Raw genomic sequence first — 25,229 nt, 5'->3', positions numbered from 1 at the left:
TGTGCGACCCAACTGTTTAACCCTAGGAAGTGTGACTGCCATGATGTGGTTTAAGAATTTACTAACCTACCGCTTTACGCGTGAAATTGATTTAAATGCAGACCAACTGGAAAAACAGCTGGAAGAGTTCCGCTTCACGCCTTGTGGCAGCCAAGATATCCAAAAATTTGGCTGGGCACACGCATTAGGCAAACATGGTGATATGTTCACCCATGTTTCTGGCGACAATATTTTAATTTGTGCGCGTAAAGAAGAAAAAATGCTGCCAGCTTCTGTGATCAAAGAATCACTGAATAACAAAATTGAGATACAGGAAAAAGATCTTGGTCGTAAGCTGAAAAAGACTGAGAAAGATACGCTTAAAGATGAAATCGTGATGGATTTACTGCCTCGCGCTTTCAGTCGTCAATCGCAAACTTTTGCCCTTATCATGCCAAAGCTTGGCTATATTGTGGTTGATGCAGGCAGCTTTAAAAAAGCAGAAGATATGCTAGCGCTACTACGTAAATCTATCGGTAGCCTACCTGTTGTACCTGTCGTTCCTGAAAAACCGTTAGCCCTAACGATGACAGAATGGGTGCGTAGCAATCAAGCGCCTCATGGTTTCACTATCGGTGAAGAAGCAGAGTTTAAAGCGATTGAAGAAGATGGCGGTGTGATCCGTTGTAAACAACAGGATTTAAACTGCGACGAAATTCTTGCACACATTGAAGCAAACAAGGTGGTAACGAAACTGGCTTTAAACTGGCAAGACCGTGTCGACTTTGTCCTTGCTGATGATTTAACCGTGAAGCGTTTGAAGTTCTCTGATGAAATAAAAGATCAAAACGAAGATATCGACCGTGAAGATATGGCGCAACGTATTGATGCGGATTTATCACTGATGGGCGGTGAGTTCTCAGCATTCTTACCAAACCTATTTGAAGTGGTTGGCGGTTTAGAAAATAAAGGCTAATCCCTTTATTTAATCGACATCGAATATGCGAAATAAAAGCCGTGGTGCTCTGTTGTTTTTACAACCTAAGCACCACGGCCTTGTTATTGACTCGCGGATTGATTACATGCTCATTCCCATGCCTGCATTGGCTTTTTTACCTAAACGGTAATACCAAATAGAAAGCGGAATGAAGATCAAGTTCATCACTGTGGTCATGTTCATACCAAAACCGGATTGGTTTAAAGTACGTAAGGTTTGATCGGTTGTGACCCAACCAAAACCGTTGAAAATGGCATCAACGCACATACCTGTAAATATAATCGCAATAAACAGTAAACCCACCATCCATTTTGTTGGACGTTTACCATAATATTTTTGGTACACACGCATCATTGGAATGGTTAATACGTCGGAAAGAATAAAGCCAATCACCCCACCAAATGAAATGCCACCATGCCACAGTGCTGCCGCTAAAATTAAGTTACCCACTGAACATACATAGGCAATCATAGCAACAAAAACACCGATAATGACATCAAGCAACGAGTGTAACCAAGCAGGTAATCCGGCATCATTACTGATAAATAAGGCGCGCCAACCTTCTTGTGGTACTAAAGCAATTAAGATTGATGATACAACAACACCAATTAAGATCTCTTTGCCTATCATTGCCAAATCCATTTGGAAGAAGCTGGCAGATTTAGTGATTTTTGCCATTGTGCCAGTGTCATTTTTTGCTGGCATAGCCATGTTAGACATATCCATGCCGCAATCACTGCTCTCATGTTTCATGTTAGACATATCCATGCCGCAATCACTGCTCTCATGTTTCATGTTAGACATGTCCATGCCGCAATCACTGCTCTCATGTTTCATGTTAGACATGTCCATGCCGCAATCACTGCTCTCATGTTTCATGTTAGACATGTCCATGCCGCAATCACTTCCCTCATGCTTCATGTTAGACATGTCCATGCCGCAATCACTGCTCTCATGTTTCATGTTAGACATGTCCATACCGCAATCACTGCTCTCATGCTTCATTTCAGACATATCCATGCCACAACTGGCTTTTTGTTGCGGCGCAGCATTGGCTATGTGCTGACGTAATTCTTGTTCAACATCTTTGGGATAAAAACGGCTAAACAAAAAGCCAACAGTTGCAATTAAGATCAAGCCACCAATAACTTCACCCCATAAAAATGTCCAGCCCATGAGTGCTACCAGCACAATAAACATTTCCACTATCAAATTAGTGCTTGATACTAAAAATGCCATTGCGTTAGCGACTGTTGCCTTTTTGGCTAATAGGGTGTGAGACAGTGACGCCGCAGCATAAGAACACGATGATGACATCATGCCTAATAGCGTGGTAAAGCTAAGGCTTTTCACATCGGTTTTACCCAAGTGTTGCACCACGGTATCAACGGGTAATAAGTTACGAATAAAAGAAGAGAGTATTAAGCCAAAGGCTAATGGCCAAAAGATTTGCCATGACATGTTAAAAAACACAGAAATGACATGAAAGATGATATTGCTATCCCCACTTTCCATGAAGAGACCTTTGTTGTTATTTATAAGAGAGATGTCGTTAAGCATAGTACGCTTATCTAAAGCGTTGCATTGCTTTATCACTCAAACTAACTTTGCAAATGTGCCTAAATAAAAGTTTAACAATATCAATAACTAGCTATTTTTTGAATAACCGTGACAGGTTGTTAGATGATCGTTCACCATGCCTACTGCTTGCATAAAGGAATAACAAGTCACCGCACCTATAAATTTAAAACCTTGCTTTTTTAGCACCTTACTCATATTTGCTGATTGCTCAGTTTGTGCTGGTATTTCAGCAATGGTTTGCCATTGATTTATAATGGCTTTGTTATCAACAAACTGCCAAAAGAAATCGACTAATGGGGTGTGTTTTCGCACTGCAACCAAAAGCTCTAAATTATTCAATGCTGCCGCGATTTTACCTTTATGCTTGATAACATCGAACTGCTGGCAAATATGCTCAACTAATCCTTCTCGTGGCTGTGGCAATAATTCTGCTTCAATTTTAGCTAAATCAAAATCAAGAAAAGCTGCTCGATAAGCCGGACGTTTACGCAGAACGGTTAACCAACTCAAGCCACTTTGCATACTCTCTAAAATAAAGCATTCAGCAAGGGCGTTATCATCACACGTTTTTTTGCCCCATTCGGTATCGTGATAATGCTGTAGCAGTGGATCGGTCGTTGCCCAGTCACAACATGTTGTTGGCTTACTCTGGGTTGTCATAATACAGTCCTTATAAAAAAATACGGGAGTATCACTACTCCCGTATTGGCTTCTACACGTTATTTTAATTTATAAGAAAATACTTAATGTTGCAGCAATTGTGAAGGCAATTGTACCTAGAAGAGTTTCCATTACCGTCCACGTTTTTAGGGTTGTTTTCTCATCCATATCTAGCAGTTTACCTACTAGCCAGAATCCTGAATCGTTGAAGTGAGATAACACGGTTGCGCCCGATGCAATTGCAATTACGATGAAACATAAATCTAAAGCACTTAGACCTGTTGTTGCGGCAACCATAGGTGCAATCAGCGCTGCTGTTGTAGTTAGAGCAACCGTTGCTGAACCTTGCGCGACACGTAACGCTGTTGAAACTAAGAATGCCGCCACAATCACTGGCATACCAGTATCAGACATTAAGTTAGCTAACGCGTCACCAATACCACTTGCACGTAGTACGCCACCGAACATACCGCCCGCACCCGTTACAAGAATAACGGCACAGATTGGCGCAAGTGAATCACCACATAGCTTTTCAAGTTTTGCCATGCCGTAATTCTTAGAAAATAGCGCTAAACAGAACAACAAGGTGATCATCAATGCGATAGGAGTTTTACCCAACATACGTAAGGCATTAACCCAAGCGTCATCACCATTTACCACACCCATTACTGTTAGCGTGTGTAGACCCGTGTCCATAAAGATAAGCACTAAAGGCATTAACAAAATAGCAAGAACTGTTGAAAACTTAGGTAAGTTGTTTTCGTCAATTACTTCTTGGGTTGCCAAGAAAGCTTGTGGCAATGGCAGTTTAAAGCGTTCACCCGCCCATAGACCGTAAAGGTAAGCACCTAGGTACCAAGTTGGTAGTGCAATCAACAAACCAACAATGGTCAATAAACCAATATTTGCACCTAATAACTCACTTGCAGCAACAGGACCTGGGTGTGGCGGCAAGAATGCGTGCATTACAGCAAAAGCACCAGCAACAGGTAGCGCGTACTTAATTGTTGAGCCACCAAATTGTTTAGCAACACTAAACAAAATAGGCATCATAACCATTAACCCAGCATCGAAGAAGATTGGAAAACCAAACAACAGCGACGCAACACCTAATGCAAAAGGTGCTCTTTCAGGGCCAAACCTACCAATTAAGGTATCCGCTAGTACTTTAGCGCCCCCTGTTACTTCAAGAATTCGCCCTATCATGGTACCTAGACCGACAAGCAGAGCAACAGAGGCTAATGTGCCTCCAAAACCTGACATCATGGTAGGTACAACTTGATCAGCATTTACACCTGTTACTACTGCTGTAATAAAACTCACTAAAGTTAAAGCTAGGAAAGCATGTAACTTAAATTTCATTATTAGTAATAATAACAACAAGATAGAACATACTGCGATGAACAATAAGTAGGTTGGGTCTAACGTCATACAGGATCTCTCCAGCAAAAAAGAATGTTTTATTCCGTTGTGAATATTTTTATTGTGAGTATCTTCACAACGCTAAATGTTACGGGTAACATGTTACCCGTAACATGGTAACTTACAAGAAAATAGAACAACTGATGTTCAAAAGTGAGATAGAGGTTAAAAAATGGCAGGTCAAAGCATAATTGTAATGGGGGTATGTGGTTGCGGGAAATCTACGATTGGTGAAGGTATCGCCCACAGCTTAAATGCAAAGTTCATCGATGGTGATGATTTACACCCAAGAGCCAACATCCAAAAAATGGCCAGTGGAAATCCATTGAACGATACCGATCGTGAACCTTGGTTAGAACGTATTCGTGATGCGGCTTATAGCCTCGAGAATAAAAATGAAGTTGGGATCATTGTTTGCTCAGCTTTAAAGAAGAAATATCGCGATCAAATCCGTGAAGGTAATCAAAATGTATCGTTCATCTTTTTAGATGGTGATCGTGAATTGATCCTTGACCGAATGCGTACCCGTAAAGGTCATTTTATGCGTGACACCATGTTAACTAGCCAACTTGAAACTCTTGAGCGTCCTGTTGATGAGATGGATGTGTTCACTGTCTCTATCGATGGTTCTATTAACGAAATTATTGAAGATGCTGTTCAGCAATTACGTGAGGCAAATCTATGAATCCGATTATTTCAGCCGTTACCGAGCGCATTAAAGCAAGAAGTGCTGAAAGTTATCCGCAATGGTTAGCCATGACCAAAGAAATGGAACAAGCGGGTAAAGGCCGTAGCCAACTTTCTTGCGGTAATCTTGCTCACGTTGTTGCCGCTAATTGCGCCCAAGAAAAATCAGCAATTTTAGATTTTCTGCATGCCAACATTGCTATCGTCAGTGGCTACAATGACATGCTAAGTGCCCACCAGCCTTATAAATATTACCCAGATATTATTGCAAAAGCGCTAGCGGAATACGGTCATACGAGCCAAGTCGCTGGTTGTGTTCCTGCAATGTGTGACGGTATTACTCAAGGTCAACCAGGCATGGAAATGTCGCTGTTTTCTCGTGATATTGTCGCTCAAGCAACGGCAATTACCTTAAGTCATAACGCTTTTGATGCAACATTATTGTTAAGCATCTGCGACAAAATCGCCCCGGGACAATTGATCGGTGCATTATCTTTTGCACACCTTCCAACAGCATTCGTGCCAGTTGGGCCGATGGGTACAGGCATAAGCAATGATGAAAAGGTTAGTGTTCGTCAACAATATGCCGCTGGTGAAGTCGATTCCGCTGCGCTATTAACCATGGAATGTCAGGCATACCACTCACCAGGGACTTGTACGTTTTATGGCACGGCGAATACTAACCAACTTATTTTAGAAGCCATGGGCTTAATGCTACCGGGCTCGGCGTTTGTGCCACCGACAAGCGAACTACGAAAAGTATTAACTGAAGAAACCGCTTGTCGTATTGCTGCGGCAGCCAATCAGCAATCAAGCCAATACCGCCCTCTTTATCAAGTCATGACGGCAGAAAGTTTGGTGAATGGTTTAGTGGCATGGTTAGCCTCAGGTGGCAGTACTAACCATAGCTTACATATGGTGGCGATTGCTCGTAGTGCGGGCATTATTTTAACGTGGGATGACATCAGTGATTTATCTGATGTGGTTCCTTTATTGGTGCGTATGTATCCGAATGGGCCTGCTGATATTAATGCTTTCCAGCAAGCAGGTGGCGTACCAACCTTAATGAAAACATTGCACCAACGTGGGCTACTCAATACCAATGTGAAAACGGCGTTTGGTGAATTTACTGATCAAATGACCACCCCAAGCTTACAAGATGGCAAACTGGTATGGTCGCCTTGTGCAGACTCAACAGATAGTGATGTAATTTGTACACCTGAGATCACTTTTAACCCGACAGGTGGCTTAAAAGTATTAAAGGGAAATATTGGTACATCGGTGATTAAAGTGTCTGCGGTTGCAAAACAGCATCAACATATTACAGCACCAGCGAAAGTATTCCGTTGCCAAAACGAGGTTGAAAAAGCCTATAAACAAGGTTTGTTAGATCAAGATGCGATGATTGTTGTGACCCATAACGGACCTGCAGCAAATGGTATGCCTGAACTTCACAAATTAATGCCAATTTTAGGTAATATCCAAAAGAAAGGGTATCAAGTCGCATTGGTTACCGATGGTCGCTTATCAGGTGCATCAGGCAAAATTCCTGCTGCAATCCATATTACGCCAGAAGCACTACGTGGTGGTGCAATTGGTTTAATTCAAGATGGCGATATGGTGGAATTAAATGCGATCACAGGTGAGCTAACGGTTAACGCTGATCTTACAGCTCGTCGCGCACCGATTGAAAACGATATACCTGCATTTACCTTTGGTCGTAACTTATTCGCCAATTTACGCAAGCAAGTGTCAAGTGCCGATACTGGCGCCACTATTTTTTAAGTTATTGGATAGGAAGAAAAACATGAATACTTGGCAAGTTAATCCACAAGATGTGTTTGCCGCATCGCCAGTTGTACCTGTAATGATCATTGAACGCGTAGAAGACGCTGTTCCTATGGCACAAGCACTAAAAAATGGTGGTATCACGGTATTTGAAATTACCCTTCGTACGCCTGTTGCTCTTGATGCAATTCGTGCGATTGCGGAAGCGATGCCTGATGCGATGGTGGGCGCTGGAACGGTACTTACCTGCGAGCAGTATGACGCTGCAGTTGAAGCTGGCGCAAAATTTGTGATTTCTCCAGGAATGACACCTAAGCTACTTAGCTATGCAAAATCTGGCACTGCACCTTTAATTCCAGGTGTGAGTACACCATCAGAAATCATGCAAGCATTAGAGCTTGGCTACCAGCAATTAAAATTCTTCCCTGCAGAAGCGAATGGTGGTGCTAAAGCTCTCGCCGCTATTGCAGCGCCATTACCACAAGTACAGTTCTGCCCAACTGGCGGCATTAGCCCAGCAAACGTTGATCAGTACAAAGCGGTGAAATGTGTTGCCACAGTTGGTGGTTCTTGGATGCTACCTAAAGATCTGATTGATAATGGTCAGTGGGAAGAAATCACCAAACTTTCTCAAGAGGCGGTAGCGCTATTAGCGTAATGCTAAATCAATCAGTGATTAATAAATAAAGATTGATAAATAAATGTAGGCAGCGCACGTGACTCTCGTGCGCTGTTTTTTTATTACTTACTTTCTACTTCAGGCTTTCCTAAGCTCTCGCCTAAGTACAAGCTATAACCAATATCTTGAATAGGATTAGCCACTTTCTTTCCTGCTAATTTCTTCAATAATAATGTCGCAGCTGCAGCACCAATTTCTTCACGTGGTGTATTCACACTCGCAAGCGTCGGTGAAATCGCTTTACCAATATCTAAGGCGTTATAACCTGCAATGGCTACCTGACTTGGAATGGCAACATTGTGCTCTTGGCAATGCATCATAGCGCCAATTGCTAAGTCATCATTGGTACAAAACACAGCATCTAACTCTGGGTGTTGCGAGAGAGCTTGACGCATTAATTCTCGCCCTTGGGTAAAGCTCGAGTGCTCTTCTGTCGAGACAATACGTGGCGTTAGTCCTTTTGCTTCCATCGCTTGAATATAGCCGTCACAACGCAATTGGGTACGGCGATCTAATCGCGCAGCGAAATAAACAATATTGCAGCGTCCGTATTCAATCATTTTAGAGACTAAATCAAATGCCGCCTGTTGGTGATCCAAACCTACCGCCATATCAATTGGGTGTTCAGGCAAATCAATCGTTTCTACCACTGGAATAGCCGCAGCATTGATCATCTTATAACTGCGTTCGCTGTGAATACTTTCAGTCAAAATCAAACCATCAACATGGTAAGACAATAACGAAGCAATCTTCTCTTCTTCCTCTTCCGCACTGTAGCCATAGTGGGTGATCAGGGTTTGATAACCTTCTTTTTTGGTTACCGATTCAATCCCTTGTAACAAAGAAGCAAACACTTGGTTAGATAACGATGGCAGTAAGATCCCAATCGCCTTACTGTTACGGTTCGATAAAATATCAGGCGCGCGACTGGCGACATAACCTAGCTCTTCCACCACTACCGCGATTTTTTCTCGTGTACTTTCAGCCACAGAGCTAGGATCACGCAAATAACGACTCACCGTCATTTTTGTTACTCCCACCTGTTTTGCAACATCATTTAATGTGGGACGGTGTTTCGGTTTGGTTGTCATTAGTCTGTCCTGACGATGAAATGAAGAAAATAAAATGCAATAGACGTAGATTATGAGGTAAATCTAATAGCAGCAACTATTTATCTGTAATTTCATCACGATTAGATTGTTTACGCCCCGCCTTAAAAGCGATTTTACCGAATGTAATTATTGCAACAAAGAAAAAACTCAATGAGAAAAGTGGCACTTAGGTCACGAAAAACGTAAAATCCCGCCTTAACTTTGTATCACTAGGTGATACGAACTGATCTGGAATCAGAATAAGAGAATATAGAGCAATGTTTAAACCAGAATTACTTTCACCTGCAGGCAGCCTTAAAAACATGCGTTACGCATTTGCCTACGGCGCTGATGCCGTTTATGCAGGTCAACCTCGCTACAGTCTTCGCGTTCGTAATAACGAGTTCAACCACGAAAACCTAAAGATTGGTATTGATGAAGCACATGCTCAAGGTAAAAAGCTATATGTGGTATGTAATATTCAACCGCATAACTCAAAGCTAAAAACCTTCATTCGCGATCTTAAACCAATCGTAGAAATGGGCCCTGACGCACTTATCATGTCAGATCCAGGTCTTATTATGATGGTTCGTGAAGCATTCCCTGAGGTTGTTATTCACCTGTCAGTTCAAGCCAACGCAGTTAACTGGGCAACAGTGAAATTCTGGGCTAGCCAAGGTGTTGAGCGTGTCATTCTATCTCGTGAGTTATCACTAGAAGAAATCGAAGAAATTCGTGAGCATTGCCCTGACACTGAACTAGAAATCTTCGTTCACGGTGCTCTTTGCATGGCTTACTCTGGTCGCTGCCTACTTTCTGGTTACATCAACAAGCGCGATCCAAACCAAGGCACTTGTACAAATGCTTGCCGTTGGGAATATAAAACAGAAAAAGCGACTGAAAACGATGCGGGTCAAATCGTTGAAATTCAAGACGCAGTGCAAACACAAGACGTTGAAGAGCGTCCTGATAATACACTAGGTCTAGGAAAACCAATTGATGATGTTGTGCTACTAAGCGAATCTCACCGTCCTGAAGAAAAAATGGCGGCGTTTGAAGATGAGCATGGTACTTACATCATGAACTCAAAAGATCTTCGTGCTGTTCAACACGTTGAGCGTCTAACTAAAATGGGTGTTCACTCACTGAAGATTGAAGGCCGTACTAAGTCGTTCTACTACTGTGCTCGTACTGCGCAAGTTTACCGTAAAGCGATTGATGATGCTGTTGCAGGTAAACCATTTGATGAATCATTACTAGGCACATTAGAAAGCTTAGCGCACCGTGGTTACACTGAAGGTTTCCTACGTCGTCACACCCATGACACGTACCAAAACTATGACTACGGTTACTCAATTTCTGATTCTCAACAATTTGTTGGTGAGTTCACAGGTAAACGCCGTGGTGATCTTGCTGAAGTTGAAGTGAAGAACAAGTTCGTTGTTGGTGATAGCCTTGAAGTAATGACACCAAAAGGTAACGTTATCTTCAATCTTGAGACGATGGAAAACCGTAAGTCTGAAGTGATTGATGACGCGAAAGGCAATGGACACTTCGTATTTATCCCTGTACCAGCTGATATGGATCTTGATTTTGGTCTGTTAATGCGTAACTTGGGTAATGGCGAAGATACACGTAACCCTCACGCTCCTAAAGACGGTAAATAAGCACTATGGCACTGCTCATTACAAGCAAATGCATTAACTGCGACATGTGTGATCCTGAATGCCCTAACGAGGCGATCACCATGGGTGATAGCATCTATGAAATAAACCCAGATCGCTGTACTGAATGTAAAGGGCATTACGACAAGCCGACCTGTCAGTCGGTTTGTCCAATCACCAACTGCATTATTACCGATCCTGATCACGTTGAATCTGACGATGAACTGCTAGAAAAGTTTGTTACCTTACAAGGTCTTGCTTAGTTCTTATTCGATCCAACCATCAAACAATAAAAAAAGCGCCTTGCGGCGCTTTTTTTATACCTATACACAGTTAATTTAGTAAAATTAACTATTAATAAGCACCTTACACTGAGCAGGTAACACTGGCTTCGGTTTAGGTTTTGGTTTAACCGCCGGTTTATTTGACTCAGGCTTTTTAAAATCTGGTGACCATGAGGCTAACTCTTTACCACAGCCATCACCTGCTGGTGGTGGGGTTTGTGGCTCACAGTAGGTGCTGCCTTCAGGACAATTTAACCGGACATGGAAATGGTAGTAATGACCAAACCAAGGACGAACTTTACGTAACCAATCACGATCTTTCCACTCCGTTTTACAAAGCTGCTCTTTGATCACAGGATGAACGAATATACGGGCGACACGATCATCACTTGCCGCAAGCTGGATCAAATGCGCTTGTTTACTGCTCCAGTTCTTTTCGATGATTTTGTGATTTTTCACATCAACCATAGGTAGTGCTGAAACTGTTTTTAGATCGTTCTGTGATAACGGTTTTTCTGGAATACGTAACCAAATATCCGCATCCAAGCCTGTTTGATGGCTGGCGTGACCTGATGAAAAGCGTCCACCACGAGGCATCGCGATATCTCCCACCAGCACATTACCAATTTTCAGTTGCTGTGCAGTTTTCATTAACTCTTTTAAGAAAGTGATTGTTTCAGGGTTACCATAGTAACGGCCGCGTTCAGCGCGGATAACTTGATAACCATCACCTTCCAGTGGCAGTGCTTCCGCGCCTGCTAAACACCCATTCGAGTATGAGCCAATAGACATTGACTCACCAGATGTTGGTGTTTTTACTTTTTCCCAAGGTGTTGCTATCACGCTCGTACTTGAAGCTACAAGTAACAATCCTGTTAATATTTTCCCTAACACAACTGATTCCTAATTATGATAAAAAACAAATCATAACTTATGCATTTTAATGACTCCAATAAAATCATACTGTTAATCATTTATAATTCACAGTTATAAAAATATTTATATATCACCTATAATTAAAAGTCTGGTTATCTTATACAACTAAAATTAAAGGGAATTATTGGTTTGTTTAAGTCAGTCTTTGTTACTTTTACTTATTTAACATGATTATTACTGATTAATGGAAATATAAACAAAGGAAGTATTAACGTCATAAACCTCTTATATTATTTTATAAATAATCTAGGTTTTAATTTTATGAAATATGCTTAATTTATTATTCTATGTTTTTTTGTATAAATAGTAGCCCTACCTTCTCGACAAAACCCTATTAATGTCAATCCAGATTCTTCAGCTAAATTAATCGCTAATGCTGTAGGTGCTGATACTGCAAATAATATCTCCACACCGACAGATGTTGCCTTTTGCACTATTTCATAACTAGCACGACTGGTAATTAAGATTGCACCTTTGGTAAGTTGCGAATATTTTGCACGAGCGCCTATTAACTTATCTAGCGCCACATGACGACCAACATCTTCATAAATCGCCGCTAATTCACCGTGTTCATTTAACCATACGGCAGCATGGGTACAACCTGTACGGTTAGCGAGTTCCTGATTCTCATGTAGAAACTTAATAGATTGATTAATAACAGAAAGAGGCATTCTTTGCGTATCAGGAACCGTATTTACAGGCTTCATTGCTTGCTTTAAATGTTCAATACCACACAACCCACAACCGGTTCTTCCTACCAGTTGTCGACGCTGTTCTTTTAGCATCATAAAAGCACGATTTTGTAATTCTATATAAACTTCTATCCCCTCTTTACTACTTTTTATATCAATGTTTTTTATTTCTTTAATATTGTTAATAATTCTTTCAGATAATGAAAAACCAATTGCGAAGTTTTCTAGATTTGATGGGGTTGCCATCATTACTGCATGAGATATTCCATTATAAATAAGCGCAATGGGAACTTCTTCTGCAATAAAGTCTTCACATTCTATTTTTATCCCGTTCTTATATTTAATTATTTCATAAACAGAATATTCCTGATGCTCTATATATTCATCAGTAATTAAACAACTAGACATTTATTATTTCACACAAAGATTTGACGATATTATATTCGCGCCTATAATATCCGACCTCTTATGTAATACAATTCTTTTTATAATAATTAGGTGAGTTGACTTTGAATATAAGTAGACGTCAATTATTTAAATTGTGCGCGGGAGCTGTCGCTACGACATCTATTGCCTCCCTTGCCACAATACCGCAAAAAGCTTGGGCGCAAGCTCGAGAATTTAAATTAACAGCAGCAAAAGAAACGCGTAATACGTGTTCTTACTGTTCTGTTGGTTGCGGAACTTTACTTTACAGTACTGGTGCAGCAAACGGTAATATCAAACAAAAGGTATTCCACGTTGAAGGTGATCCCGATCATCCAGTAAGTCGTGGTGCATTATGTCCAAAAGGTGCGGGTCTAGCTGGTTTTGTTAACAGCGAACAACGTTTGAAATTCCCCGAATATCGCGCACCTGGTTCAGACAAATGGCAACGTATTTCATGGGATGAAGCATTCACTCGTATTGCCAAGTTAATGAAGCAAGACCGTGATGAAAACCTTGTTAAAACAAATGAGCAAGGCACCACAGTTAACCGCTGGCTAACCACAGGTATGCTATGTGCTTCGGCAGAAAGCAACGAAAATGGTTGGTTAACACAAAAATTTGCCCGTGGTTTGGGCATGGTTCCAGTTGACACTCAAGCGCGTATTTGACACGGCCCAACGGTAGCAAGTCTTGCTCCAACATTTGGCCGCGGTGCGATGACCAACAACTGGGTTGACATTAAAAATGCCAACGTAATCCTTGTAATGGGCGGCAACGCAGCAGAAGCACACCCTGTAGGCTTCCGCTGGGCAATTGAAGCTCAAAAAACCAATAACGCTGAAATCATTGTGGTTGATCCACGTTTCACGCGTACTGCAGCAGTGGCTGATCACTATGCACCAATCCGTTCTGGTGCTGATATTGCCTTCCTATTAGGTGCTATTCGTTACCTGATCGCAAGCAGCCAAGTAAATCACGAATATGTAAAAGCCTACACTAACGCTAGCTTTATCGTACGTGATGATTACGCATTCCATGATGGTCTGTTCTCAGGTTATGACGCAGAGAAACGTCAGTACGATCGTAGTAGCTGGTTCTACAAGCTAGACGATAACGGCTACGCAATGAAGGATGAATCCCTACAACATCCTCGCTGTGTATGGAACTTACTGAAAGAGCACGTATCTCGCTACACACCTGATGTAGTTTCAAACATTACAGGTACGCCTGTTGATATGTTTGAACACGTATGTAAGGCGCTAGGTAGCACTGCTGCCGATAACCGTGTTGCCACTATTTTGTACGCAACTGGTTGGACTCAGCACTCAAAAGGCGCTGAAAACATCCGTTGTATGGCAATGATCCAGTTACTTCTAGGTAACATGGGTATGGCTGGCGGCGGTGTTAACGCCCTACGTGGTCACTCAAATATCCAAGGTATTACTGACCTTGGTTTGTTAGCACAAAATCTGCCGGGTTACTTGAAACTGCCATCTGATAAAGATGTCGATCTTGCCACTCACCTTAAGCACCACACACCAGTGGCACTTGAAGCAGATCAAACTAACTACTGGCAACACTACCCGTCTTTCTTCGTATCATTACTGAAGTCGTTCTACGGTAAAAATGCAACCGCAGAAAATAACTTTGGTTACGACATGATGCCGAAGTGGGATCAGGGTTACGACATGCTTCGCGTCTTCGACATGATGAAGAAAGGCGAAATGAACGGTTACATCTGTCAAGGTTTTAACCCTGTTGGCTCTATGTCCAACAAGCAAAAAACATTAGATGCGCTATCTAAGTTGAAATACTTAGTGGTTATCGATCCACTAGCGACAGAAACATCAACATTCTGGCAGAACAAACCAAACGTAAACGAAGTGGATACCAAGAATATCCAAACTGAAGTATTCCGTTTACCTTGTGCATGTTTTGCTGAAGAAGATGGCACCATCGTAAGTTCAGCGCGCTGGTTACAGTGGCACTGGAAAGCAGCAGATATGCCGGGAGAAGCGAAAGGTGATGCTGAGATCTTAGCGGGTATCTTCATGAAGATGCGTAATATGTACCAACAACATGGTGGTACATACCCAGATCCAATCCTTTCTCTAGATTGGAACTACGCCATTCCTGATGCGCCAAACACTAAAGAATTAGCACAAGAACTTAACGGTAAAGATGCTAACGGCAACCAGCTATCTAGCTTTGCTCAACTAAAAGCTGATGGTTCTACTACAGCAGGTTGTTGGCTGTACACCGGTAGTTGGACTCCTGCGGGTAACCAAACTGCACGTCGTGATAACAGCGATCCATCTGGTTTAGGTTTAGCACCAAACTGGGCATGGTCTTGGCCGGCTAACCGTCGTGTTCTTTACAACCGTGCATCAACACGTCCTGACGGCACACCTTGGGATAAGTCACGTACTTTAGTTGAATGGAATGGTAGCAAATGGGTTGGCCCTGATGTGCCTGACTTTAACGCTAAGCTTCCACCATCAAGCAATGCGGGTCCATTTATCATGCAACCAGAAGGCGTTGGTCGTCTATTTGCGTTAGATAAAATGGCTGAAGGTCCGTTCCCTGAACACTACGAACCGTTTGAAACACCCATTGGTACCAACCCATTACATAAGAATGTGGTATCAAACCCAGCGGCACGTATTTTCAAAGACGATCTTGCACAGCTTGGTCAAAAAGAGCAGTTCCCATTTGTGGGTACGACTTACCGCTTAACGGAGCACTTCCATACGTGGACAAGTCACTCTCACTTCAACGCTGTTCTACAACCAGAACAATTTGTTGAGATTGGCGAAGGCTTGGCAAAAGAGCGTGGCATTAAGAATGCTGACATGGTTCGCGTAACCTCTAAGCGTGGCTTCATTGAAGCAAAAGCGTATGTGTCTAAGCGTATTACACCACTGCATGTTAATGGCCAAGCCGTTCACACTGTGGGTATACCTATTCACTGGGGTTATGAAGGCGACACCAAACCTGGCTACTTAGCAAATGCGCTATCGCCATGTGTGGGTGATGCTAACTCACAAACGCCAGAGTACAAGGCATTCTTGGTTAACGTGGAAAAGGTGAAGTAAGCCATGGGTATGGAATCACAGAATATTATTCGTAGTTCTGCGACATCATCGCTAACGCCTTCACCTGATGCGCGTAAACGCCAAATTCAGGTAACAAAGCTTATCGATGTAACGTGCTGTACTGGCTGTAAAGGCTGTATGGATGCGTGTAGCGAATGGAACAACTTGCGCGGCAAAGTCGGTACCTTTGAAGGTACCTACCAAAATCCGCCAAATACAACCGCTGAAACATGGACCACTATCCACTTCAAAGAAATTGAAGAAGATAACAAGTTCAAATGGTTATTCAGCAAACACAGCTGTATGCACTGTTCAGATCCTGGCTGTTTAAAAGCCTGTCCAGAGCCTGATGCTATCGTGCAATACGAAAACGGTGTTGTCGATTTTAACTCTGAAAAATGTGTTGGTTGTGGCTACTGTATTGCTGGTTGTCCGTTTGATATTCCACGTATGAACCCAGTCGATAACCGTGTTTACAAGTGTACTTTGTGTCTTGATCGCCTACAGGCAGGTCAAGTGCCTTCATGTGCAAAAACCTGTCCTACAGGTGCACTACGTTTTGGTGAGCGAGAAGAAATTCTTGAATACGCTAACCAACGAGTGGCTGCACTGCAAGCCAAAGGTCACAAGAACGCGGGTATTTACAACCCAGCTGGTGTGGGCGGCACACACGTGATTTATGTGTTGCACGATATTACTGATCCTGAACGTTACGATCTGCCAAAAGATCCAAAGATCAGCGAAACAGTGAAATTGTGGAAAGACGATGTGAAGCCACTTGCAGCAGCAGGTTTAGTGGGTACGCTTGCGTTGGCAGCGATTCACCGTGTGACTGTTGGTCGCAGCCGTGTTGCGGAAGAAGAAGGAGATGAAAAATGAGTTTGAATAAAACAATTTTACGTCATAAGCCTTTAGATCGCGTTGTGCACTGGACGGTAGCACTAACGGGTATCTGGACTCTATTGTCTGGTTTATCTTTTATGTTCGCACCATTGCACTTCCTTAGCTATGTCTACGGTTCACCGCAACTTGCACGTATTTTGCACCCATTCGGCGCAATTGTGATGACAATCGGACTTGCGTTTTTAGTTGCACGCTACTGGAGCCATAACCACTTTGAAAAAGGTGATCTCCAGTGGATGCTAAAAGTTAAAGACGTCTTAACCGAGAACGAAGAAAACGTACCAGAAGCTGGACAATACAACGCAGGTCAAAAAATGATCCTACGTCAATTTATTGCTTGTGGTCTGATCCTTCTTGTTACCGGTTTGATTGCATGGCGTGCCTACTTTGCGGCGTACTTCAGCATTGATGTCGTTCGCATTGCACTGATTGTTCACTCAATCACAGCCATTGTTTTTGCTCTTAGCCTGATTATCCATGCTTACATGGCGTACTGGGTAGAAGGCTCTATCGATGGCATGTTAGAAGGGAAGGTTTCTCCTGCTTGGGCGAAAAAACACCACCCTCGTTGGCTACGTTCGCTAACTAGCGGCAAAAACCAACACTAACAACATGATTAAAAGCGGTAAGCCTGCACTTACCGCTTTACCTTTTTATACCAACCAAGGTTTACTTTGGTTGGTATTCTTGTCATTGGAAAACAGCATGAGCGTTAAAATTCTAGATAAAAATACCATTATAAAACAAAAAAGTGATGGCTTTACTCCGTTAATTATTGGTGATCCTGCAACCATTTTTTCAGCTCGTGCCGAGCGTTTACGTGCACTGGCTAAAGACTCTTTCATGGCTGATTACCTACTATTAGCCGGACAAATTGTTCAACAGCAAGCGCTATTGGCCGAAGACTTTGCCCAACCTGTTGCTAACTTTGCATCAGAAAATGCTTTAACTTGGCCGCTATCTTTAGATCAAGCTTGGTTTCCAATCTTAGAAGCCATGCTAGCGCAATTAACCACCTCATTACGTTTAGTTGCATCTGGCGACATTGTAAAAGTGATCGATTCACTTCAAGATCTTGATAGCGACACCCTACACCATTACTTCACAGCACTTCAGCATAACCAGCCTGAACGTGTACCTGCTGATCTCGCTATTTTGCTATGGGCTTGTATTAATACATTCACCAGCCTACTTGTAAAAACCACGGCACTAGAGTGGCAACCCGAGCCAAATGTAAAACAGCATTTCTGCCCTCTTTGTGGTGGTGCGCCAGTGGCAAGTTTGATTAAAGGCAGTGGTCACCGTTACCTACATTGCAGCCAATGTGAAACAGAGTGGCATCGTCTTCGTGCTGAATGTACCCAATGTGCGGATGGTGAAAATATCCATCTACAAAGTGAAACCCTAGAAGATGCAGTACGTGCTGAAACTTGCGGTCACTGTAATAGCTACCTCAAGATTTTATTTTTAGAAAAGCAACCAAACCTTGATCCTATCGCAGACGATCTTGCGACATTAGTGTTAGATCATAAGCTAAACCAAAACGAATTATACCGTAATGGATTTAACCCATTCTTTTTACCACTAATACAGTAATACTGAGAGCGATATGACAGCCCAAGCACTCTATGCCCACTTACCCAGTGTTGATCTGATTTTAAATCACGAATTACAACAGCCTTTGATCCATCAATTTGGTAAAGAGCACATCACTACGCTTGTTCGTCAATTATTAGATCAAGCCCGCGAGACAATTCGAGATCAACAACAATTACCTCAGTGGCTGACACTTAATGAGTGCGACGGGCTGGCACTATCGCAACAGAAACTTGCACGTATAAATCTGTTTTCTCATCATCTCGCGCAATCGACCCTGCCTTTACAACATCAAGGGCAACGTCGTGTTTTTAACTTAACCGGTACTATCTTACACACCAATTTAGGTCGTTCGCTGCAAGCAGAAGCTGCAATAAAAGCGGTGACAGAGGTGATGCGTTTCCCTTCGACTTTAGAGTATTCTCTCCAGCAAGGTAAACGAGGCCACCGCGATCAAGCCATCAGTGAACAACTGCAACAGCTCATTGGTTGTGAAGATGCGTGCTTAGTAAATAACAATGCCGCTGCGGTACTGTTAATGCTAGCCAGCCTTGCCAGTGGAAAAGAAGTCATTGTATCGCGTGGTGAGTTAGTTGAAATTGGTGGCTCATTTCGCATTCCAGATGTCATGCGACAAGCAGGGTGTCAGCTCGTTGAAGTCGGTGCCACGAATCGCACTCACTTGAAAGACTATCAACAAGCGATTAATGAAAATACCGCGTTACTGATGAAAGTACACACCAGTAACTACATGATCCAAGGCTTTACCAGCGCGGTATCTGAAGCTGAACTCTGTGCGTTGGGACGCGCAATGCAAGTACCAGTGATCAGCGATTTAGGCAGTGGGTCATTAATCGATTTAGCCCAATACGGACTACCAAGCGAGCCGATGCCACAAAAGATGCTGCAAGATGGCATTGATTTAGTGAGCTTTTCTGGCGATAAATTACTCGGTGGACCACAAGCTGGGATCATTGCTGGGAAATCTGAACTCATTGAACAGCTGCAACATCACCCACTTAAACGTGCACTTCGCTGTGACAAGATGACCTTAGCTGCCCTTGAAGCAACATTGAATTTATACCGTCATCCAGAGCGTTTACCTTGCGATCTCCCTACGCTGTCGATGCTAACTCGCAGCCTTGATACGCTGACAGATTTGGGGGAACGTCTAGTGCCTTACTGTCAGCAATTGGTTGGTCAGTACTTTACAGTAACGGTGATGCCTTCAATGGGGCAAATAGGCAGTGGTGCGCTACCCACCGAACAACTTGAATCTGTCGCGTTATGTTTCAGTGTTAACAATAATCAAACATCCTACACGCTTAATGATCTTGCCGATCTTTTAGCAAGCGGTGAGATCCCAATTATCGGTCGTATTCACCATGACAAACTGTGGTTATGTTTACGTGGGATCAGCCATGAACAAGATTTCATGACTCAGCTTGCTCAACTTTCACTTTCTAATGCTAATCACGAATAACAAAGAACTAATAACGCCACTTTATGATAATTGCCACCGCTGGCCATGTTGATCATGGTAAAACCCATTTACTTCAAGCCCTAACAGGCACCAATGCTGATCGCTTACCAGAAGAGCAAAAACGTGGGCTAACCATTGATTTAGGGTATGCGTTTATGCCCTATCACTCACAGCAAACGCAACAACAAGAAACCCTCGGATTTATTGATGTACCGGGTCACGAGAAGTTTCTTTCCAACATGCTCGCCGGTGTCGGTACAGCCCATCATGCGATGCTGATTGTCGCAGGTGATGAAGGCATGATGGCGCAAAGCTATGAGCATTTAGCCATTTTGCGTTTATTGGCGATGGATAGCCTAACAGTGGTGATCACCAAATCAGATCTCACTACCTTAGAGCAACAACAGCAGTTAGAAGCACAACTCACTCAACTCTTATTTCAGCAAGGTTTTACCGAGCCAACAATATTTCATTGCTCCGCGTTTACTGGTGATGGTATTGATGTACTTAAAGCTCACTTAATCGCTTTAACTGACAATGAAAAACAGCAACAAAATGATTTAGGCTTTCGTCTTGCCATTGATCGTGCTTTTCACGTAAAAGGGGCAGGATTGGTTGTTACTGGGACGGCATTAAGTGGCAGCATAAAGGTCGGTGATAGCCTGCATTTTGTTAGCCATAACAAACTTAAGCAAGGTCAAACACAGGCAAAAACTGTCCGTATAAAAGGTTTACACGCCCAAGGAAATACAGCGCAAACGGCAACAGCAAACCAGCGTGTAGCGATGAATATCGTTGGTGACATTGATAAGAACGAGCTTAGCCGTGGCGACTGGTTAGTCAATATTGTGCCCGATGCCGTGAGCAATCGCGTAACGATTACACTGGCTACCAATACCGATATTAAACACTGGCAAGCAGTACAAGTTTTCCATGCCGCAGCCCATACCACGGGTCGTATTGCGCTACTTGAAACAGATAAGGCGAAGGCAGGCGAGCATGTACTGGCTGAGATTACCTTCGATAGTCCATTATGTTTAGCAGAGCAAGATCGCCTATTACTGCGCGATCCCGCTTTAAAAACGAACCTTGGTAGTGGCGTCGTCATTGATTTGCTACCACCTAATCGTGGCAAGCGAAAGCCAGAGCGTTTAGCTTATTTAACCCAACGTGCAGAACTTGATTCCCTTAAAGATATTATTGCCTTTAAACTTGCCAATAAACCACAATCTATCAGTGAGTTAACGTGGCAGCATCAAAGTCAGCACATAGAACAAGTCGCAGGTAGTCATGTTGAAAATGATATTACCCTGTACGGTGATTTCCTTTGTACTTCTGCCTATCAAGTACAACTACAACACAACATCATTGAAAAACTCGCGTTATACCATCAACAAGAAAATGACCACATCGGCTTAGGTAAAGATCGTCTTTATCGCATTGCAGCACTCAACCAACCTGCTGCTATTTTTAATGAGCTGTTGGCTCAGCTATTAGCCCAGCAAACCATTATCAATACTCGTGGTTGGTTACACCTTGCCAACCACCAGCTACAACTCACAGAGCTTGAACAAAAAAGCTGGCAGCGCATTGCCCAAATCATGCAGCAAAGTTCAACCCCTTGGTGGGTGCGCGATCTCGCCAATGAATGTGATCTTGATGAAGACGAATTGCGTGCTCTGAGCTATAAATTGGCACAACTGGGCTATATCTCTGCGATTGTTAAAGATCGCTATGTAAGCCACGACTATTTGATCTCGATTGCTAATCGTGTCCGTGAACATATTGAACACCATCAAAAACTGGAAACAGCAGAGTTTAGAACGATTAGTCTACTAGGACGAAAAGTCGCCATTCAGATCTTGGAGTATTTCGATAAGATTGGTTTTACAAAAAGGAAATTTAACTATCGCGAACTGCGAGATGAAGGTTTACTAAAAGGATAAACAAATGAAGTGGCGGAAGAACATAGGAGTCGAACCTACCCAGGACTGCTGGCAGCCCTACCCGGATTTGAAATCCGGACGCATCACCGGATACGCCGTTCTTCCTCATTTGTGTGATGTATTTTATGCATTAAAGGTATAGTTATCAACTGCTATCACCATATTTCAGGGATAGCAGTTGTTTTTTAAGAACAACTGATTAAATATCAAGCTACTTCATTTGCTGATCTAAATTTAAAATAGTGAGCGCGTTACTTACACTGGTTGCTAATACATCAACAACCCCAGAACGCAGTGCGCCTAAGAGTGCTAAGGCTTTACTATTCTCTGCTGCCGTTACCACAACAGTTGGAATATTTCGTAATTCTTCCATGGTTAAACCAATAACACGATCGCTCATCATGGTATCGGCTTGTTTTCCATGGCTATCAAAAAAGTCATAGCCCGCAATATCACCGACCACACCTTTACGAATTCGCGCTTCAACAATTTCTTGTGGTGTGAACCAACCTAACTTCACCATATGGCTATTTTCATTCATATCGCCTACGCCAACCAACGCTAAATCAGCACGACGAGCACGATCTAAGGTTTCTTTTACCGTGCCATTTTTCATAAATGCTTCTTTCACTATGATGTCGTCAACATAAGCGGGGGCATACAAGGTTTCACTAATACCATCATATTTTTTCGCCAATTGGCGACAAATGTGATCAGCATTAATCGCATTGCCTGAACGGTGCGTACCACCAATACCAGAAACAAATCGACATTTACGGTGCGGCACAACACCAACATGATTTGCAATAGACGCGATATTACGCCCTTGCCCAACCGCAACCACCATATCATCAGTTAATGTCGTCGTTAGGTAGCTCGAAACCAGACTTGCCACTTGCTGACGTTGGGTTTCGTCATCAGGCTGATCGAGTGCAACCAATGCGCGTTTTAAATTAAAACGCTCAATCAATTGCTGTTCTAACTTTTCACTAAAAACAGGGTGATATTTAACGGTAATTTCCACTACCCCTTCATCACGCGCGCGACGAAGTAAACGACCGACTTTAGCGCGAGACATACCAAAGCGCTGAGAGATCTCTTCTTGAGTAGCACCATCCTGATAATAAGCAATAGCGATCTCGGTAAGTAAATCACTGTCTACATGGTTACTGTCAGTACTGCTTATGCTCATTTTTGTGCCCTTTGTGTGGATAACCGATTTATTTATATTATCGGTTTATTCTATCACTGAGCAGAACAAAGCAATACTGACTAAACTCTCACATTTAGACGTGTACAGCTTTCACTCATAAAAACAGCACAAAAGTGAACGTGTTTTTTACCACCTATAGGCCAACTCCCAACGCCACATATAACAGGCTGATATATAAACACTTAATATCACGTACAGCTTTTTACCTTAAATGTACCAAAAGCTAAAAAGGCTGCACACAATTCATTACGCACTCATCGCTTCATCCACCAGTACTATCGGATAACCTTGCGAACACTGCTCTACTCGCCCTTTGACACCATAAGCGTTACGTAATACCTCTGCTGTTAACACTTGCTCTCCTTTGCCCATAACGACTACCCCATCAGGACTGAGGACCAACACTTTATCGCAAAAACGTAAGGCTAAATTTATGTCATGGATCGCGACAAGACCCATGCCACCAGTGTGCGCCAAATTTTGTTTTACAGCCTGAAGCACACTAATTTGCCAATGCAGATCTAACGCACTGGTTGGCTCATCAAGTAATAATAATCGAGGCTCTCGAATCAGCACTTGCGCTAATCCGATCATCTGTCGCTGCCCACCTGACATTTGTGCTAGCTGTTTAAGTGCTAAATGGGTTATTCCTAATTGGGAAAATGTTTTTTCAATGATTTGCTCAATATAACTTTTACTCAGTTCGGGTTTTACCGCGCGACAAGCACTAAATACAATTTCATAAGCAACAAGGCTAGTTGCCTGAGGCAGTGTTTGTGGCAAGTAACCGATTCTTCTGGCACTTTCGCTAAGGGCTAACTGACTTAATATTTCGCCATCAAGAGACACATCACCTTGATATTTTTGTAATCGCGCTATCGCTTTGAGCAATGTCGATTTACCTACTCCATTAGGGCCGAGTACCGCCACCAACTCACCATTTTGGATCGGCTCAACAGAAAGTTGCTCAATGATCTTTTGCTGACCATACCCCGTTGTGAGGCTATTAATATTTAATGACATTACAACTTCCCTTTACTCGATAAAATAAGGCTCATGAAGAATGGGATACCAATTAATGATGTTACGATTCCAATTGGTAAAATCACTCCAGGGATCAAGCTTTTACTCGCGATGGAAGCCAGCGATAACAACAATGCACCGGCAATGGCACTCCCCGGAAGAAAAAAGCGATGATCTTCGCCTAATAACATTCTTGTTATATGAGGACCGACTAACCCAACAAAGCCAATTTCCCCCACAAACGCCACAGCGACAGCCGTTAATAAGCTCACTCTCAACAACACCATTAAGCGCATGCGCTCTACGCGAATACCGATACTTCTTGCTTGATCTTCTCCCGAGCGAATCGCTGTCATCGCCCATGCTTGACGCATAGAAAGTGGGAAACACACCGCAAAGACAAGTGCGACAATCAACACTTTTTCGTTATTTGCTCGCACCAAACTGCCCATGGTCCAAAACACTATCTGTTGTAAAGCATTACTGTCTGCGACAAACATTAATAAACTGACTAAGGCGTTAAGGGCAAAAAAGAGTGAAATACCAAACAAGATCACGGTATTAACCGATGCGCCTTGGCTTCGTGATAACACCACCACCAAAAGTGATGCTAAAAGCGCAAAAGCAAAAGCAAACAAAGGCAGAATGTAGTCAAAGCGAAACGGTAACCACGACCAATCAAATAAGATAGCAACCGCCGCGCCTAATGTTGCAGCCGCACCAATGCCTAAGGTAAACGGACTCGCTAACGGATTATTTAAAGAGGTTTGCATTTCAGCCCCCGCTAACCCTAATGCCGCACCAACAACAATGGCCATTAAAGCGTAAGGGATCCTGACATCAAAAATAATCACTTGTTGGACGGGATCGAGTACTTCTGGCTGAAAGAGCGCAGAAAAAATATGGTTTAAGCCAATTTGAGACGGCCCGGTTGCAGTATCAATAACCCATGCAATGACAAGTGCTATCGCCATCATACTTAACAAGAGAATTCGTTTAATCACAAAGCGCCGATAACGCTGTGACAAACTGGCTGTTTGATGGTTTTCATCAACACTTAATGTGGCTGATTTCATGATAT

Annotated in this window: 21 protein-coding genes and 1 tRNA gene; 12 read left to right on the top strand and 10 right to left on the bottom strand. The window is 42.8% G+C overall.

The features are described from left to right. Positions 1 to 43 precede the first annotated feature (43 nt). The gene (rdgC, locus tag C9J41_RS13670) at positions 44 to 955 is read left to right on the top strand and encodes a recombination-associated protein RdgC (RefSeq protein ID WP_199187096.1); all 912 of its coding nucleotides are present in this window, start codon (positions 44 to 46) and stop codon (positions 953 to 955) included. A 102-nt stretch (positions 956 to 1,057) separates the two neighbouring features. On the opposite strand, the gene C9J41_RS13665 is transcribed toward rdgC, so the two are convergent. The 3 genes from C9J41_RS13665 to C9J41_RS13655 form a co-directional block, all read right to left on the bottom strand. Then, positions 1,058 to 2,491 carry a permease gene (locus C9J41_RS13665; RefSeq protein WP_107294696.1) on the bottom strand — a complete coding sequence of 478 codons (1,434 nt, stop codon included), beginning with the start codon at positions 2,489 to 2,491 and terminating at the stop codon, positions 1,058 to 1,060. A 132-nt stretch (positions 2,492 to 2,623) separates the two neighbouring features. Continuing rightward, positions 2,624 to 3,217 (bottom strand): DNA-3-methyladenine glycosylase I, encoded by a 594-nt coding sequence (locus C9J41_RS13660; protein ID WP_107205953.1) that lies wholly within the window; start codon positions 3,215 to 3,217, stop codon positions 2,624 to 2,626. A 69-nt stretch (positions 3,218 to 3,286) separates the two neighbouring features. Beyond that, complete coding sequence (locus C9J41_RS13655; protein WP_107205952.1) at positions 3,287 to 4,648, bottom strand: GntP family permease; 1,362 nt, start codon at positions 4,646 to 4,648, stop codon at positions 3,287 to 3,289. 163 nt (positions 4,649 to 4,811) lie between these two features. Between C9J41_RS13655 and C9J41_RS13650 the strand changes: the two genes are divergently transcribed. Genes C9J41_RS13650 through C9J41_RS13640 form a run of 3 tightly spaced genes read left to right on the top strand, consistent with a single transcriptional unit; the run spans position 4,812 to position 7,772 of the window. Beyond that, the gene (locus C9J41_RS13650; protein WP_107205951.1) at positions 4,812 to 5,324 is read left to right on the top strand and encodes a gluconokinase; all 513 of its coding nucleotides are present in this window, start codon (positions 4,812 to 4,814) and stop codon (positions 5,322 to 5,324) included. Then, positions 5,321 to 7,111 carry a phosphogluconate dehydratase gene (edd, locus tag C9J41_RS13645; protein ID WP_107294695.1) on the top strand — a complete coding sequence of 597 codons (1,791 nt, stop codon included), beginning with the start codon at positions 5,321 to 5,323 and terminating at the stop codon, positions 7,109 to 7,111. Before C9J41_RS13650 ends, edd begins: the two co-directional genes overlap by 4 nt. A 22-nt stretch (positions 7,112 to 7,133) precedes the next feature. Then, positions 7,134 to 7,772, top strand: coding sequence for a bifunctional 4-hydroxy-2-oxoglutarate aldolase/2-dehydro-3-deoxy-phosphogluconate aldolase (locus tag C9J41_RS13640; protein ID WP_045127690.1), 639 nt, complete (start codon positions 7,134 to 7,136; stop codon positions 7,770 to 7,772). Between the two features lie 83 nt (positions 7,773 to 7,855). Here C9J41_RS13640 and C9J41_RS13635 read toward each other — a convergent pair whose 3' ends face one another. Next, positions 7,856 to 8,884 (bottom strand): substrate-binding domain-containing protein, encoded by a 1,029-nt coding sequence (locus C9J41_RS13635; protein ID WP_107205949.1) that lies wholly within the window; start codon positions 8,882 to 8,884, stop codon positions 7,856 to 7,858. A gap of 278 nt (positions 8,885 to 9,162) precedes the next feature. Between C9J41_RS13635 and yegQ the strand changes: the two genes are divergently transcribed. Both yegQ and C9J41_RS13625 read left to right on the top strand, forming a co-directional pair. Further along, positions 9,163 to 10,551: a tRNA 5-hydroxyuridine modification protein YegQ gene (yegQ, locus tag C9J41_RS13630; protein ID WP_045084309.1), complete on the top strand. Its 1,389-nt coding sequence runs from the start codon at positions 9,163 to 9,165 to the stop codon at positions 10,549 to 10,551. A gap of 5 nt (positions 10,552 to 10,556) precedes the next feature. Further along, complete coding sequence (locus tag C9J41_RS13625; RefSeq protein WP_005369403.1) at positions 10,557 to 10,811, top strand: YfhL family 4Fe-4S dicluster ferredoxin; 255 nt, start codon at positions 10,557 to 10,559, stop codon at positions 10,809 to 10,811. 84 nt (positions 10,812 to 10,895) lie between these two features. On the opposite strand, the gene mepA is transcribed toward C9J41_RS13625, so the two are convergent. Next, positions 10,896 to 11,726, bottom strand: a complete 831-nt coding sequence (mepA, locus tag C9J41_RS13620; RefSeq protein ID WP_107205948.1) for a penicillin-insensitive murein endopeptidase — start codon at positions 11,724 to 11,726, stop codon at positions 10,896 to 10,898. Positions 11,727 to 12,040: 314 nt separating this feature from the next. Further along, positions 12,041 to 12,868 carry a formate dehydrogenase accessory sulfurtransferase FdhD gene (fdhD, locus tag C9J41_RS13615; RefSeq protein WP_107292367.1) on the bottom strand — a complete coding sequence of 276 codons (828 nt, stop codon included), beginning with the start codon at positions 12,866 to 12,868 and terminating at the stop codon, positions 12,041 to 12,043. A gap of 101 nt (positions 12,869 to 12,969) precedes the next feature. On the opposite strand from fdhD, the gene fdnG reads away from it, so the two are divergent. The 6 genes from fdnG (at position 12,970) to selB (ending at position 21,912) form a co-directional block, all read left to right on the top strand. Beyond that, a complete protein-coding gene (gene fdnG, locus C9J41_RS13605) occupies positions 12,970 to 15,984 on the top strand; it encodes a formate dehydrogenase-N subunit alpha (protein ID WP_146144351.1) in 3,015 nt (1,004 codons plus the stop codon). A gap of 3 nt (positions 15,985 to 15,987) precedes the next feature. Beyond that, complete coding sequence (fdxH, locus tag C9J41_RS13600) at positions 15,988 to 16,863, top strand: formate dehydrogenase subunit beta (protein ID WP_005369414.1); 876 nt, start codon at positions 15,988 to 15,990, stop codon at positions 16,861 to 16,863. Continuing rightward, the gene (locus C9J41_RS13595; RefSeq protein ID WP_005369417.1) at positions 16,860 to 17,495 is read left to right on the top strand and encodes a formate dehydrogenase subunit gamma; all 636 of its coding nucleotides are present in this window, start codon (positions 16,860 to 16,862) and stop codon (positions 17,493 to 17,495) included. The genes fdxH and C9J41_RS13595 overlap by 4 nt, the downstream gene beginning before the upstream one ends. Positions 17,496 to 17,592: 97 nt before the next feature. After that, positions 17,593 to 18,483, top strand: coding sequence for a formate dehydrogenase accessory protein FdhE (fdhE, locus tag C9J41_RS13590; protein ID WP_107294712.1), 891 nt, complete (start codon positions 17,593 to 17,595; stop codon positions 18,481 to 18,483). Between the two features lie 13 nt (positions 18,484 to 18,496). Next, complete coding sequence (gene selA / locus C9J41_RS13585) at positions 18,497 to 19,966, top strand: L-seryl-tRNA(Sec) selenium transferase (RefSeq protein WP_107290910.1); 1,470 nt, start codon at positions 18,497 to 18,499, stop codon at positions 19,964 to 19,966. A gap of 23 nt (positions 19,967 to 19,989) precedes the next feature. Continuing rightward, complete coding sequence (selB, locus tag C9J41_RS13580) at positions 19,990 to 21,912, top strand: selenocysteine-specific translation elongation factor (protein ID WP_107294694.1); 1,923 nt, start codon at positions 19,990 to 19,992, stop codon at positions 21,910 to 21,912. A 10-nt stretch (positions 21,913 to 21,922) separates the two neighbouring features. Here the strand turns inward: selB and C9J41_RS13575 are convergent. The 4 genes from C9J41_RS13575 to C9J41_RS13560 all read right to left on the bottom strand — a co-directional run bounded on the left by C9J41_RS13575 (position 21,923) and on the right by C9J41_RS13560 (position 25,224). Then, positions 21,923 to 22,017: transfer RNA gene (locus C9J41_RS13575), tRNA-Sec, on the bottom strand. Between the two features lie 106 nt (positions 22,018 to 22,123). Beyond that, complete coding sequence (locus C9J41_RS13570) at positions 22,124 to 23,104, bottom strand: sugar-binding transcriptional regulator (protein ID WP_005369422.1); 981 nt, start codon at positions 23,102 to 23,104, stop codon at positions 22,124 to 22,126. Positions 23,105 to 23,371: 267 nt separating this feature from the next. After that, on the bottom strand, positions 23,372 to 24,148 hold the full coding sequence (locus C9J41_RS13565) for an ABC transporter ATP-binding protein (RefSeq protein ID WP_107247352.1): 777 nt from the start codon (positions 24,146 to 24,148) through the stop codon (positions 23,372 to 23,374). Next, positions 24,148 to 25,224 carry an iron ABC transporter permease gene (locus C9J41_RS13560; RefSeq protein ID WP_107294693.1) on the bottom strand — a complete coding sequence of 359 codons (1,077 nt, stop codon included), beginning with the start codon at positions 25,222 to 25,224 and terminating at the stop codon, positions 24,148 to 24,150. Before C9J41_RS13560 ends, C9J41_RS13565 begins: the two co-directional genes overlap by 1 nt. Between the last annotated feature and the right edge of the window lie 5 nt (positions 25,225 to 25,229).

It is taken from the genome of Photobacterium sp. GB-50 (genome assembly GCF_003026755.1).
Lineage (GTDB): Bacteria > Pseudomonadota > Gammaproteobacteria > Enterobacterales > Vibrionaceae > Photobacterium.
Note: the sequence above shows the minus strand (reverse complement) of the source record. Positions and strands in the feature narration are given on the sequence as shown.